Here is a 14,124-nt window from a genome sequence, read left to right as displayed (position 1 = left end):
GCTCACGAACGAAGCCGCCCCTTGCTCCGCATAGCGGCCCGGACGCGCTCCTCCGCCAGCCCACGCCCCGCGATGTGCGGAGTGGTCGCGCGCCGCCCGGCTTCTTCGAGGACGGTGACGGCGTTGGCGCGCAGGCGCTTGGAGATCGTCTCGAAGATGGTGGGGGTCTCGGGCCGGAACCCGGAGTAGCGGGCGTCCATGGCGAAGGCGGCGGCCACGACGCCGCCGGCGTTGGCGACGAAGTCGGGCAGGACGGCGATCCCGCGTTCGGCGAGGACGGCCTGGGCCTGCGGTGAAGTGGGGAGGTTGGCGCCCTCCACCACCAGCTTGGCCTTGATCTGGTGGGCGGCCTTCTCGTCGATGACGTCCTGGAGAGCGGCCGGTACGAGGATGTCGCAGTCGACGGTGAGTTCCTGGCCGGGCGGGATGACGACGCCCTGGGTGTGGCGGGTGACGAAGTCGTCGCCGTACGCGTCGTGGGCCGCCCGTAGCGCGGGAACGTCAAGGCCGGTGGGCTCGTGGAGGGCTCCCCGCGCGGTCGACACGGCGACGACGCTGGCGCCGAGCTCGGCGAACCGTACGGCTGCGGCGCGGCCCACCGCTCCGAAGCCCTGGAGCGCCACGCGGGCGCCGCTCAGCGGCAGTTGGAGATGCTGGGCGGCGGCGTCCGCGGCTTCGGCGACTCCGAATCCGGTGACACCGAGCTGGTCGTAGGCGACTCCGCCGAGGTGGTCCGGGGTGCCGACCGCCGCGCCGCGGTCGCCGAGTTCGTCCTGGACGATGGCCGCGTCGTCCTCGGTCAGGCCCATGTCGAGGCCCATGACGTACTCGCGGGGCACCTCGTTGGCGAGCGCGCGGGCGAAGGCGCGCAGGATCGCCTCCTTGTCGGGGGAGGCCGGGTCCGCGACGATGCCGGCCTTGGCGCCGCCGTAGAACAGGTCGACTCCGGCCCACTTCCACGTCATGACACGGGCCAGCCGGGCGATCTCCTCCACGGAGACGTTCGGGCTCATCCGCGTGCCGCCCTTGCCGACACCGCGGGCGGTGTTGTCGATGACCAGCACGCCCTTCATTCCGGTACGGCGATGGGAGACGACGACGATCTTCTCGGGGCCCCAGTCGTCGACGAGGGAGAGTGCGTCAGTCACGGTGCGGGTTCCTTGTCTGGAGAGAAGCGACCTAACGCTGCGCGCGCAGGGCGCGTGCGATCAGCTCGGCGAGATGCGTACCGCTGCGTTCCGTCTGCTGGGCGATCTGCGTCCGGCAGCTGAAGCCGTCCGCCAGGACGACGGTGTCCGGGCCGGCCGCCCGTACCGCCGGCAGCAGAACCTGCTCACCGGCCGCCACGGAGACGTCGTAATGGCCGCGCTCGAAGCCGAAGTTGCCCGCCAGCCCGCAACAGCCGGAGTTCAGCACGGTGTTGTCGACGCCCATGGCTTCCAGCAGTGCGCTGTCGGCGCTGAAGCCGCTGGTGGCGTGCTGGTGGCAGTGGGTCTGGCTGATGGAGGCGGCGTCGATCCGTGGCGGCTGCCAGCCCTCGGTGTGGTGGAGGAGGAGTTCGGCGAGGGTGAGGGTGCGGGTGGACCGGGCGAGGGCCTGCGCGTCGGGGGCGCCGTGGAGGAGTTCGGGCAGGTCGGTTCTGAGCGCCGCGGTACAGCTCGGCTCCAGGCCCACGACCGGCACGCCTTCGCGGGTCGCCGGGGCGAGCGCGGTGGCGGTGCGGCGGGCGATACGGCGGGCCATGCCCAGTTGGCCGGTGGTGATCCAGGTCAGCCCGCAGCACTGGGTGCCGTCCGGGACCTGGACCCGGTATCCGGCGTGTTCCAGAACCGCCACGCCGGCCATGAGGACTTCGGGCGTGAAGTGGTTGTTGAAGGAGTCCACCCAGAGCATGACCGGGCCGCGGTCTCCGTCGCCTTCGGGAGCACGCGTACGGAACCAGCTCAGAAAGGTCCGATCGGCGAAGCGCGGCACCTCGCGTTCGGCGGCGATACCGCCCAGCCGCTTGATGACCGGTGCGAGGCGGGACGCGGTGAGCCCGTTGACGACCCGGGGCATACGAGCGGCCAGGCGGGACAGCAGCGGCAGCCAGCCCATGGAGTAGTGGGACGCGGGCCGCAGGCGTCGTCGGTAGTGGTGGTGCAGGAACTCGGACTTGTACGTGGCCATGTCGACCTCCACCGGGCAGTCGACGCTGCATCCCTTGCACGACAGGCACAGGTCGAGCGCGTCGCGCACCTCGGCGGACCGCCAGCCGTCCGTGATGACCTCGCCCTGGGTCATCTCGTACAGCAGGCGGGCCCGGCCCCGGGTGGAGTCCTTCTCGTCGCGGGTGACGCGGTAGCTGGGGCACATGACATCGCCGCGCGGGGTGGCGCTGCGGCACTTTCCGACGCCGACGCAGCGACGGGTGGCCTTGGCGAAGTCGCCGTCGTCGGCGGGGAAGGGGAAGACGGTGGTCAGGGGGAGAGGGGTGCGGTGCGGGCTGACCCGGAGGTTGTCGTCGAGGGGCAGGGGGGCGACGATCATTCCGGGGTTGAGGCCGTTGTCGGGATCCCAGACGCCCTTGAACTGCTCGAACAGGGTGATGACTTCGGGTCCGTACATCAACGGCAGCAGCTCGGAGCGCGCCTGGCCGTCACCGTGTTCGCCCGAGAGGGAGCCGCCGTGGGCGGCGACGAGTTCGGCGGCGTCGGTGACGAAGGCGCGGAAGACGGCGGTGCCGTGCTCGGTGGTGAAGTCGAAGTCGATGCGCACGTGCAGGCAGCCCTCACCGAAGTGCCCGTAGACGGCGCCCTGGAGGTCGTGGCGGTCGAGTAGGTCGATGAACTGCCGTAGGTAGGAGCCGAGTTGGGCGGGTGGCACGGCGGCGTCCTCCCAGCCAGGCCAGGCTTCTGCCCCGTCGGGGGTACGCGTGGCCAGACCGGCTCCGTCTTCCCGGATCCGCCACAGTTGCCGGGCGCGTACGGGACCGGTGACGACCTCGTGGCCGGTGAACCCGGCGGCCCGGGCGGCGGCTGCGGTGAACTCCTGGGCCAGCTTGGGGAGTTCGTCCTCCTGCCCGCCGAACTCGGCGAACAGCCACGCCTGCGCGCGCGGCAAGGTGTCGATCGTCCTACGGGTCTCGGCGCGGGTGACGATGTCGGTCAGCGCCTGGTCGAGCCCTTCCAGCGCCAGCAGTTGGTGCTCGAGGAGGGCGGGTACCGCGTCGGCCGCGGCGCAGGCGTCCTGGTAGCCGAGTACGACAAGTGCCCGTTTCGGAGGGGGAGTTACGAGGAGGACTGTGGCCGAGAGGACGACCGCGAGGGTGCCTTCGCTGCCGACCAGGGCGCGGGCGAGGTTGAACCGCCGCTCCGGCAGCAGGTGTTCGAGTGCGTAACCCGAGACCTGCCGGGGGAACCGGCCCAACTCGGTGCGCAGGGTTGCCATGTTGCGCTCGGCCAGCCGGTGCAGGGCCGCGATGAGCCGGCCGCGTTCGCCCCCGGCGGCGATGGCTTCGTCGATCTCCGCCTGCGTCATCTCGCCGAGTCGCAGCACCGTCCCGCGGTAGGTGACCACTTCGAGTTCGAGTACGTTCTCCGCGGTGCGTCCCCAGGCGACCGAGTGCGAGCCGCACGCGTTGTTGCCGATCATGCCGCCGAGCGTGCAGCGGCTGTGCGTCGAGGGATCCGCGCCGAAGAGCAGACCGTGTTCGCCGGCGGCCCGTTGCAGCTCGTCCAGGACGATGCCGGGCTGCACGGTCGCCGTACGCGCGATGGGATCCAGCGCGAGCAGACGGTTGAAGTAACGCGAGAAGTCCAGAACCACACCGGAACCGACGGCCTGCCCCGAGGTGCTGGTGCCCGCACCGCGCGAGGTGATCGGCACGCCGAGGCGGCGGCACACGGCGAGCGCGTTGAGCACATGCCGGCGCTCGCGGGGGAAGACCACGGCCAGCGGAATCCGGCGGTAGTTGGAGGCGTCGGCCGAGTACTGCGCCCGGCGCCCGGCATCACCCTGCACCTCCCCGCAGTCGCCCTCGGCGAGCGCCTCGGTCACGGCCGCCGCGTCGAGACGCCCCGGGCCCTGCACTGTCGCCGTCACTGCGGTGGCTCCCTCATGCTCAGGTTGGTTCATCCTCAGATGGTCACGCTCGACCGCGCCCCCGTCACGATCTGCGTACACCTGCCCACCCCGCAAGACCCAGCAGCGCGAGAGTAATGACGGTGCAGGACAAGCGTTGCTTACGCTGGCCCCGGCAGTCGTCCTTGATGCCGACGGGAGGAATCTTGCTCAAGCCACAGCATCTGCTCACCTTGCGGGCCGTCGTACGCACCGGCTCCTTCGTCATCGCGGCCCGCGACCTCGGCTACACCGCCTCCGCGATCTCGCAGCAGATCTCAGCCCTGGAGAAGGAGACAGGCCTCGTCCTCTTCGAGCGGGAGGCGCACGGCATCCGGGCCACCGCGGCCGCACACCGGCTGGTCGACCTCAGCGTCCCCGTGCTGGCCGCCATGGACGACCTCGGCCACCAGGTGCACGAGCTCGCCACCGGCGCCACGGGCAGACTGAGGCTGGGCAGCTTCCCCACCGCCGGCGTCAGGCTCGTACCGGCGGCCCTGTCGGCCCTGACCGCGACTCACCCGCGAGCCCAGATCCAGCTCGAGGAGGGCGAGCCGGACGAACTCGTCGACGCGCTCAACGACGGCGATCTCGATGTGGCGCTCGTGTACGAGTACGGCCTCAGCCCCCGTCAGTGGCCGGGCGGAATGGCCCGCCATCACCTCGTACGCGAGGATCTCGTCCTGCTCAGGCCCCGTGGCAGCGGCCTGAGTTCACGCCTGGCCGGGCTATCGCGTACTCGCTGGATCACCAGTAGGGAGGGAACGGCCGGTGCCCTCTCGCTCACCCGGCTGTGTGCGGCGGCCGGTTTCGAGGCCGTGGTCGCCTTTCGCAGCAACAACTACGACGTCGTACGGGAGTTGGTCTCCGCCGGCCTCGGAGTGGCGATCGTGCCGGGCCTCGGCCACTCGCCCGGTGACCCGCCCGGCGACGCGGTGGAGGCGACCCGTCTCGCCCAGCGCTCGGCCTTCCGCCGCGTGCTGGCCCTGCACCGCAGCGAGAACAGCAACCCGCTGCTCGGCACGATGATCCACTCGCTGCGCGGGGCAGTACCGGTGGGGGAGCCGTACGTACATCCGGCGCAGGACGAACAGACGGCGTAGGGCTCACGGCGGGCCCGGCCGGCCCGGTGTCCGTGGCTTGGCCGGGCCCCGCCGCAGTGCGGCCTGCTTACGCCGTGACCGGCACCGCTGCTTACGCCTCAACCGCTCCGGACGGCAGCCGATCCGCCGAGGCTCGCAGCACATCGACCAGGGCGGCCACCGTCGGCCGGTGCTCGGCGAAGGACCGGAACACCACCACGATGTGACGCTCCATCACCTCCTCCAGCTCCAGCACATCGATACGGGACGGACGCAGCCGCAGCATCAGATCCGTCACCACATTCACCCCGACACCGGCCTCGACCAGGGCGAGAGTGGCGGCCGTGTCCGTCACCTCGTGCAGCACCTGCGGTTCGAAACCGGCCCGGCGGCAGGCGGTGAGCACGGCCCGGCCGTAGTAGCTGCCGACCGACGGCAGGATCCATCCCCGTTCCCTGGTGTCGGCGAGGGAGATCCTCCGCCGCCCCGGCATGGCCTCGGCGGGAACCGCGAGCGAGAAGCGCTCCCGGGACAGCTCCGTCACCCGCAGGGACGGATCGCGCGGGATGGGCACGTCCGGGTAGTCCAGGCCCAGCGCCAGGTCCACCGCTCCGCCGGCGACGGCGTCGTACACCTCGTCCACGTCCATGTCCCGGCTGCGCACGGTCACGCCCGGATGTCTCGCGCGTATCTGCTGCAGGGCGGGCGGCAGGATCTCGGCGGCGGCCGTCGCGAAGAGCCCGATCCGCAGTGTCCCGGAGACCTCGTTGCGGGTGCGTTCCAGCGCTTCGACGGCCTCGGCCTCCGTGGTGAGGATGCGTTCGGCGTGCAGGGCCAACGTCGCCCCGGCGTCGGTGAGTTCGACGCGGCGTCCCACCCGCCGCAGCAATTGCATGCCGGTGGCCTTCTCCAGCGCGGCGATCTGCTGCGAGACCCCGCCGGGGGTGTAGCCCAGGGCCTCGGCAACCGCGGTGATGGTGCCGCGCCTGGTCAGTTCCACCAGCGAACGCAGCTGTGCACTCGTCCAGTCCATTCAGGGATCGTAAAAGATCAGAAGCATTAACCGTTGATAGACGTCAACGGTTGGGTTGCTGCACGATGACGCACAGCACAGATGGCAGAAAGCCGCTCGGCACCCCCGTATTGACGACCCCGACGCCCGCGGGACGGACAACCCGTCCAGGTTCCGCAGGGCGGCTCATGGATGGGAGCGTGGCCCGTTGTCCTCCTCCGCTTTCCGCACCGTTCCGACCTCCGCCGATGTGGTGATCATCGGGGGCGGCGTGATGGGTGCGAGCATCGCGTTCCACCTCGCCGAGGCCGGCGTGCGCGACATCGTCGTCGTCGAACGCGACGACCTCGGCCGCGGTAGCTCGGGCAAGCCGATCGGCGGCATCCGCGCCCAGTTCTCCGACCCCCTCAACATCGAACTGGGCAACCGCAGCCTGCGCGCCTATCAGGAATTCCCCCACCGCCCGGGCGCCGACATCAAGCTCGACACCGTCGGCTACCTCTTCCTCCTCACCAGCGAACAGCAGGCCGCCGCCTTCGAGACCAGCGTCGCCATCCAGAACGGCCTGGGCGTGCCGAGCCGCATGATCGGCCCCGAGGAAGCGCAGAAGCTGTGCCCCTACGTCAGCACTGACGGCCTCGTGGTCGCCGCGTACTCGCCCGCCGACGGGCACTGCCGCCCCGGCCTGGTCGTCAACGGATACGCGCAGGCCGCCGCCCGCGCCGGCGTCACCATCGCCACGCACACCGCGGTCACCGGCCTCGACACGGCCGGGGACCAGGTCGTCGGCGTACGTACCAGCCAGGGCCGCATCGCCTGCGGCACCGTCGTCTGCGCGGCAGGAGCCTGGTCGGGGCGGATCGGCGCCATGGCCGGCGTCCATCTCCCGGTCCGGCCCGTACGGCGGCAGTTGGCGTTCACCGAACCGCTCACGCCGCCCGCGCCCCGTATCCCGTTCACCATCGACTTCTCGTCCTCGGCCTACTTCCACAACAGCGACGACGGCCTGCTGTTCGGCCTGGCCGACCCCGGCGAGAAGGACGGCTTCGACACCACCTGGACCCCGGAATGGCTTGAGCTGTTCCGCACTGTCGCCCGCGAACGGGCCCCCGCACTGGCCGACATGAGAACCGTCGACGGCTGGGCAGGCCTGTACGAGATCACACCCGACCACAACGCACTGATCGGCCGCTCCGGTGAACTGTCCAACTTCCTTTACGTAGCCGGGTTTTCGGGCCACGGATTCCTCCAGGCGCCCGCTGTCGGCGAGGTCGTACGCGACCTGTACCTGGAGCGCGAGCCGTTCACCGACATCTCCCCGCTCAGCGCCGACCGGTTCCGCCACGGCGCCGAGATCCGCCCCGAAGCGCACGTGGTGTGAACCCCGAGTGGTGTGAATCCGGAGCGGTGTGAATTCCGATCGAAAGGCCCGGACCATGTCAATGATCAGTCAGTGGCAGCTGCGAGCCGCATTCGCGGCGCGACTGTCGCAGATGTACGGCCAGGAGGTTCCCGCCTACACCACGCTCGTGGACGTCTCCCGCGAGGTCAACGAGGACGTCCTGCGCGAGCAGGGGGCCGACGCTGAACGCCTGGGCTCCATCAGTCGCGTGACCGCCGAACGGCACGGCGCCATCAGGGTCGGAACACCACTGGAACTCCAACAAGTGGCCCGCATCTTCGGCGCTTTGGGCATGCACCCCGTCGGCTTCTACGATCTGCGCGAGGCCGCCGCCAGCGCCGTACCCGTCATCTCCACCGCCTTCCGCCCGGTCGACGGCGAGGAGTTGGCACGTAACCCCTTCCGGGTGTTCACCTCCATGCTCACCCCGGCCGACCCCCGCTTCTTCGACGCCGACCTGCGCTCACGTCTGGAAGCCTTCCTCGCCCGCCGCGAACTGTTCCCGCCCGAGCTGCTCACCCTGGCCGACCGCGCGGCGGCCGAGCGCGAACTGCCCGAGGACGACGCCGAGCGACTCCTCCAACTAGCCGTGCAAGCCTTCGAGTTGTCGCCGGAGCCGGTCGACAAGGCGTGGTACGAGACCCTGGAGCGGATCTCGGCCGTCGCCGCCGACATCGGCGGCGTACGCAGCACCCACATCAACCACCTCACCCCGCGCGTCCTCGACATCGACGACCTCTACCGCCGTATGACGGACCGCGGCATCGAGATGATCGACACCATCCAGGGCCCGCCGGCCTGGAAGGGCCCCGACGTCCTGCTGCGCCAGACCTCCTTCCGCGCCCTCGCCGAACCCCGCGCGATGCGCGCCCCCGACGGCACCGTCACCAGCGGCGCCCTCCGCGTCCGCTTCGGCGAGGTAGAGGCCCGCGGCATCGCCCTCACCCGCGAGGGCCGCGCCCTCTACGACGAACTCCTCGCCCAGATCGACGAACAGGCGTCCGCGAAGCCGGGCGAAGCGCGCAGCGACATCGCCCGCGCGCTGTGGGAACGCCACATGCCCGGCACCGAACAGGAGCTCGCCGCCGATGAGTTGGCCTACTTCACCTACCAGCTCGCCGACGACCGCCCTCGGGACGGCAGCAAGCCGCCTGCAGGCATCAGCGAGTTGGTGCGGCAGGGCTGGGCGCACGCCGAACCCATCGTCTACGAGGACTTCCTGCCCCGCTCCGCCGCCGGCATCTTCCAGTCCAACCTGAGCGGCGAGGGCACCCGCAACAACGACCAAGAGGGCACCGCCTACGACGCGGCTTGGCTCTCCGGCGCCATCGAACGCGACGTACTGGACCCGTACGCCCTGTACGCCCAGCAGCAGAACGCCTCCCTGGCGCAGGTCAGCGAGCAGCTAGGCCTCACCCCCTCTTCCCTCTGAACAGGAGCGTCATGACCAGCACCACCCTGCCCACCACGGACGACCTGCGCGCCCGCGCCCGTACGGCCCTGGACCACATCGGGGCCGCCGTCCCCGAGGGCAGCGACTTCCAGGCGCGTACGCCCATCACCGGCGAGAACCTCTTCGGCCTGACGGCCGCCACCGACGCCGACACCGAAGCGGCGATCGCGGCAAGCCGTACGGCCTTCCTGACCTGGCGCACCACGCCGGCGCCGCGCCGCGGTGAACTCGTCCGCCGCCTTGGCGAGTTGCTGCGCGCGCACAAGAGCGACCTGGCCGACCTCGTCACCATCGAAGCGGGCAAGATCCGCTCCGAAGCACTCGGCGAGATCCAGGAAATGATCGACATCTGCGACTTCGCGGTCGGCCTGTCCCGCCAGCTGTACGGCCGCACGATCGCCTCCGAACGCCCCGGCCACCGCCTCGCCGAGACCTGGCACCCTCTCGGCGTCGTCGGCGTCATCTCCGCCTTCAACTTCCCCGCCGCCGTGTGGTCCTGGAACACCGCGGTCGCCCTGGTCTGCGGCGACACCGTGATCTGGAAGCCCTCGGAACTCACCCCGCTGATCTCCCTGGCCTGCGACAGGCTGCTGGACCGGGCCGCTGAGGAGGTCGGCGCCCCCCGCGACGTACACCGTCTGCTGCTCGGCGACCGCACCGTCGGCGAGAAGCTCGTGGACGACGCCCGGGTCGCGCTCGTCAGCGCCACCGGCTCCACCCGCATGGGCCGCGAGGTCGGTCCCCGGGTCGCGGCCCGTTTCGGCCGCAGTCTGCTGGAACTCGGCGGCAACAACGCCACGATCGTCGCCCCGTCCGCCGACCTGGACCTCGCCATCCAGGGCATAGTCTTCGCCGCGGCGGGCACGGCCGGCCAGCGCTGCACGACGCTGCGGCGCCTGATCGTCCACCGGGACATCGCCGACGCTGTCGTCGAGCGTCTGACCGCCGCGTACCGGAAGCTCCCGATCGGCGACCCGTTCGACGAGACGACGCTGGTCGGCCCGCTCATCACGACGGCGGCGCTTGACGCCATGAACGATGCCCTGGCGCGTGTCCAGGCCCAGGGCGGCAAGATCCTGGCGGGCGGCAACCGGCGTCTGACCGAGGCGGCGCCATCAGCCGCGTACACAGAGCCGGCTCTCGTCCGTGTCGACGAACAGACCGACGTCGTACGGGAGGAGACGTTCGCCCCGATCCTGTACGTGCTGACGTACGACACGCTCGACGAGGCGATCGCGCTGCACAACGACGTTCCCCAAGGGCTGTCGTCCAGCATCTTCACGCGGGATCAGCAGGAGGCGGAGATCTTCCTGTCCGCGGCCGGGTCCGACTGCGGGATCGCGAACGTCAATATCGGCACCTCGGGAGCGGAGATCGGGGGCGCCTTCGGGGGCGAGAAGGACACTGGCGGGGGGCGCGAGTCGGGGTCCGATGCGTGGAAGGCGTACATGCGGTCGGCGACGAACACGATCAACTACTCCACTGAGCTGGCGCTTGCGCAGGGGGTTAGCTTTCTCTGACGGGGCCGGGGACTGTGTGTTGGCGAGTCGCCGGTGGGCGGGGACGCCCTCCCACCCACCGGCGGCAGGAGAAGTGATAAAAGCAGGCATGAGCAACTTGCATGTCCTTCGTCCCCGCCGCCGGAACCGTGCCCGATGACCGCCGGCATAGACACCCCGGACCGCCGCGGCCGCACTGAACTCGACCAGACCGGCCGCGACCTCACCGGCAACCCCCGGGTCAAGGTCCGAGACGTGAAACTCCTGTCCAGCCACTGGTACGTCGAACGCACCACAACCTTCGACTTCCAGCACGCCGACGGCACCTGGACCACCCAGGAACGCGAAACGCACGACCGCGGCAACGGCGCCACGATGCTCCTGTACGACGCCGAACGCGAAACCGTCCTGCTCACCCGCCAGTTCCGCTTCCCGGTCTACGTCAACGGCCACCCCGACGGCATGCTGATCGAAACCCCGGGCGGCTTGCTCGACGACGAGGACGAACACCCGGAACTGGCCGTACGCCGCGAGGTCGTGGAGGAGACCGGCCACACCATCGGCGAGATCCAACACGTATTCGACGTCTACATGAGCCCCGGCTCGGTCACCGAACGCGTCAGCTTCTACGCCGCTGCCTACGACCCCTCGACCCACACGCACGAAGGCGGCGGCCTGGACGAGGAGGGTGAGGACATCGAAATCCTCGAACTACCCTTCCGCCGGGCCCTGGAGATGATCCGAACCGGCGAGATCGCCGACGCGAAGACCATCATGCTGCTGCAGTGGGCGGCGCTGGAGGGACCGTTCGCCGACCGGCCCGAAAGCCCTTGACTTGAAGTGCGCTTCAAGCTGAAGACTCCCGTTTGAGCCGGACCCACCGGCCGAACGGGAGGAACCACCGTGAAGTACCGCACGATCGGCACCGACCCGGCCACCCGCCGTGAGGTGAGCGTGTTCGCGCTCGGCGCGATGCTCTTCGGCTCGCGGACGGACGAGAAGACCTCCTTCGCCCTCCTCGACCGCTATGTCGAGGCCGGCGGCACCTTCATCGACACGTCCGACAACTACGCCTTCTGGGAGGACGGCGGCCAGGGCGGCCAGAGCGAGGAACTGCTCGGCCGCTGGCGGCGCAGCCGCGGCATCGGCGACGAGATCGTCATCGCCACCAAGCTCGGCGCCCGCCCGCTCGCTCCCGGCACCAGCTACGTCGACAACCCGGAGGGCCTGTCGGCGAAGGTGATCCGCGAGTCCGCCGAGCGCAGCCGCGAGCGTCTCGGCGTGGCGAAGCTGGACCTGCTGTACGCCCACATCGACGATCCGACTGTGCCCCAGCAGGAGACCGTCGACGGCTTCGCGGCCCTTGTCGCAGAGGGCACGGTCGGCCTCCTCGGCGTAAGCAACCAGGCCACCTGGCGCGTGGACCGCGCCCGCACCCTGGCCACCGCGGCAGGGCTCCCCGGCTACGAGGTGCTCCAGTACGAGCACAGCTACCTGCGGCCCCGGACCGACCTACCCAGCGGCCTCTTCCCTGACGGCAGCCTCGGCGCGGTTGGCCCCGACATGCTCGGCTACCTGCAGGCCGAGCCCCACCTGACCCTGGTCGCCTACTCACCCCTGCTGAAGGGCGCCTACGTCCGCCCGGACAGGCTCCAGCCGGACTACGACCACCCGGGCACCCCCGCCCGGTTCACTGCCCTGCAAGAAGTCGCCCGCGAGACCGGCGCGACCGTCAACCAGGTGGTCCTCGCCTGGCTGCTGGGCGGTGAGCTTCCGGTTATCCCGCTCGTCGGGGCCTCGTCGGTGGTGCAACTGGAGGAGAACCTGGCCGCCGTCGATCTGGAACTGACACCGGAGCAGCGGGCCCGGCTGGACGCGGCATACTGAATCGGCCGCCATCAGCCACTCGACCGGCCGCCCGCGAGCCCTGGGGAGAAAGAGGGGTCATGACCGCGCACCCCGGCGCACGGTCCATTCGCGCCACCCCGGAAGGCCTCCTGTGGGAACCCAGTGAACGCTGGGTGCGCGGCCAAAAGGGCGACGTCACCGTCGTCGACAGCCGCCACCCGGTCCTCGTCTGGGAGCCCGACTTCCCCGTGCCGCTCTACGCCTTCCCGCGCGAGGAGGTCCGCACGGACCTCCTCCGCCCGGCCGAGAATCCGCCCAGGGGCCGGCACACCGGATCGCGGATCTTCTACGACCTGGTGATCGCCGGCGAGCTGCTGGAGAACGCGGCCTGGACGTTCCCCGCAGACGATCTGGCCGGCCATATCGCCTTCGAGTGGTTCCGGCGCACCGGCTGGGGGCTCGACCACTGGTACGAGGAGGAGGAAGAGATCTTCATCCACCCCCGCGACCCGCACAAACGCGTCGACGCCCTGCCCAGCAGTCGCCATGTCCGTGTCGAGATCGGCGGCACGCTGGTCGCCGACACCCACCGCCCGGTGCTGCTTTTCGAGACCAGCCTGCCGACCCGCTACTACATCCCCCGCGAGGACGTCCGCCTCGACCTGTTCGAAGCCACCGCTCACAGCACCGGATGCCCCTACAAGGGCACGGCCCGGTACTGGTCCTGGCGGGGCGAGGGGAACGTGCCGTCCAACATCGTCTGGAGCTACCAGGAGCCGCTGCCCGCCGTGGCCCTGATCAAGGACCGGCTCGCCTTCTTCAACGAAGCGGTCGACATCACGATGGACGGCGAACCCCTGGACCGCCCCGTCACTCCCTTCAGCGAGATGCTGCGACGGCACACCTGACGGTCCGGTTCCGCCTGTTCCCGCCTACTCCCGAGCGAACCGGTCGAGCAGGGCGTCCAACCCGGCCGCCAGGCCTTCGGGCCCGCTCTGCTCGGCGAGTGAGGCGGCGGTCTCCCGTAGCGTCGGCAGTTCCTGCGCCGACAGGCGGTGCAGCCCGAGACGGAAACCGGGGTCGGGTTCGTCGGGGTTGTCCACCATGGGCTGCAGCTCCACGGACACGTAACCCAGCAGCCAGGCGGTGAAGGCGCGGAAGACGGCGGAGGCGGTGGCCGCGTCGAACCCGGCCTCCATCAGCAGGGCGAGCACACGCTCGTGATCCGCGAGGACGGCCGCCGGTCGCCGCGCGAGCGGAACAGCCAGCATGCGCGTGGCGAGCAGCGGAACCGCCTGGGGATGGGCGAGGCAGACGTCGTACATCGTCCGTGCGACGCGATGGAGTCTGGTGCGCCAGGCAGGCGCCTGAGCGGTTCTGGAAGACTCGGGCTCGGCGGCCAGCCGTTCCTCCAGTTCGAGGTACAGGGCCTCGACCAGACCGTCCAGCAGGGCGTCCTTGCTCGCCGCGTACCGGTAGAGCGCCATCGCCTCCACGCCGAGTTCGGCGCCGAGGCGGCGCATGCTCAACGTCGAGAGCCCTTCGCGGTCGACCAGTTCCAGGGCGGCGGCCAGCACGCGTTCCCGGCTCAGCCGACCGTAGTGGCCGCGGTCGCTGGCGCGACGCGCCGGACCGCCTCCCGAGTTCCTCTGCCGTGCTGCGGCCGGCTCTTTGGCCATGTGTTGCCTCCAGAGGGTCAGGCCGAGTGGCGGTCGTACTCCTGTTGA

11 protein-coding genes are annotated in these 14,124 nt (G+C 70.3%); 7 read left to right on the top strand and 4 right to left on the bottom strand.

Annotation, left to right across the window (positions count from 1 at the left end; genetic code table 11):
• Positions 1 to 2: 2 nt before the first annotated feature.
• Both G6048_RS02685 and G6048_RS02680 read right to left on the bottom strand, forming a co-directional pair.
• Positions 3 to 1,148 carry a Glu/Leu/Phe/Val family dehydrogenase gene (locus tag G6048_RS02685; RefSeq protein ID WP_165337769.1) on the bottom strand — a complete coding sequence of 382 codons (1,146 nt, stop codon included), beginning with the start codon at positions 1,146 to 1,148 and terminating at the stop codon, positions 3 to 5.
• 31 nt (positions 1,149 to 1,179) lie between these two features.
• Positions 1,180 to 4,083 carry an FAD-binding and (Fe-S)-binding domain-containing protein gene (locus G6048_RS02680; protein ID WP_165337768.1) on the bottom strand — a complete coding sequence of 968 codons (2,904 nt, stop codon included), beginning with the start codon at positions 4,081 to 4,083 and terminating at the stop codon, positions 1,180 to 1,182.
• A gap of 185 nt (positions 4,084 to 4,268) precedes the next feature.
• Between G6048_RS02680 and G6048_RS02675 the strand changes: the two genes are divergently transcribed.
• A complete protein-coding gene (locus G6048_RS02675) occupies positions 4,269 to 5,204 on the top strand; it encodes a LysR family transcriptional regulator (RefSeq protein ID WP_165337767.1) in 936 nt (311 codons plus the stop codon).
• A gap of 91 nt (positions 5,205 to 5,295) precedes the next feature.
• Here the strand turns inward: G6048_RS02675 and G6048_RS02670 are convergent, their stop codons facing one another.
• Complete coding sequence (locus G6048_RS02670) at positions 5,296 to 6,216, bottom strand: LysR family transcriptional regulator (protein WP_165337766.1); 921 nt, start codon at positions 6,214 to 6,216, stop codon at positions 5,296 to 5,298.
• A gap of 187 nt (positions 6,217 to 6,403) precedes the next feature.
• Here G6048_RS02670 and G6048_RS02665 point away from each other — a divergent pair, with 187 nt between their 5' ends.
• The 6 genes from G6048_RS02665 to G6048_RS02640 all read left to right on the top strand — a co-directional run bounded on the left by G6048_RS02665 (position 6,404) and on the right by G6048_RS02640 (position 13,305).
• Positions 6,404 to 7,576, top strand: coding sequence for an NAD(P)/FAD-dependent oxidoreductase (locus G6048_RS02665; RefSeq protein WP_165337765.1), 1,173 nt, complete (start codon positions 6,404 to 6,406; stop codon positions 7,574 to 7,576).
• Between the two features lie 61 nt (positions 7,577 to 7,637).
• Positions 7,638 to 9,029 (top strand): 2-oxoadipate dioxygenase/decarboxylase, encoded by a 1,392-nt coding sequence (gene hglS, locus G6048_RS02660; RefSeq protein WP_165337812.1) that lies wholly within the window; start codon positions 7,638 to 7,640, stop codon positions 9,027 to 9,029.
• Between the two features lie 11 nt (positions 9,030 to 9,040).
• The gene (gene amaB, locus G6048_RS02655; protein ID WP_165337764.1) at positions 9,041 to 10,570 is read left to right on the top strand and encodes an L-piperidine-6-carboxylate dehydrogenase; all 1,530 of its coding nucleotides are present in this window, start codon (positions 9,041 to 9,043) and stop codon (positions 10,568 to 10,570) included.
• 135 nt (positions 10,571 to 10,705) lie between these two features.
• Complete coding sequence (locus G6048_RS02650) at positions 10,706 to 11,383, top strand: NUDIX domain-containing protein (protein ID WP_165337763.1); 678 nt, start codon at positions 10,706 to 10,708, stop codon at positions 11,381 to 11,383.
• Positions 11,384 to 11,452: 69 nt separating this feature from the next.
• Complete coding sequence (locus G6048_RS02645) at positions 11,453 to 12,436, top strand: aldo/keto reductase (RefSeq protein WP_165337762.1); 984 nt, start codon at positions 11,453 to 11,455, stop codon at positions 12,434 to 12,436.
• Positions 12,437 to 12,495: 59 nt separating this feature from the next.
• Positions 12,496 to 13,305, top strand: a complete 810-nt coding sequence (locus tag G6048_RS02640) for a DUF427 domain-containing protein (RefSeq protein ID WP_165337761.1) — start codon at positions 12,496 to 12,498, stop codon at positions 13,303 to 13,305.
• 24 nt (positions 13,306 to 13,329) lie between these two features.
• Here the strand turns inward: G6048_RS02640 and G6048_RS02635 are convergent, their stop codons facing one another.
• Entirely contained in the window at positions 13,330 to 14,076 is a 747-nt protein-coding gene (locus G6048_RS02635) for a TetR/AcrR family transcriptional regulator (protein WP_165337760.1), read from the bottom strand.
• Positions 14,077 to 14,124: the final 48 nt, after the last annotated feature.

Source organism: Streptomyces ureilyticus (assembly GCF_011045025.1).
GTDB classification, from domain to species: domain Bacteria; phylum Actinomycetota; class Actinomycetes; order Streptomycetales; family Streptomycetaceae; genus Streptomyces; species Streptomyces ureilyticus.
Note: the sequence above shows the minus strand (reverse complement) of the source record. Positions and strands in the feature narration are given on the sequence as shown.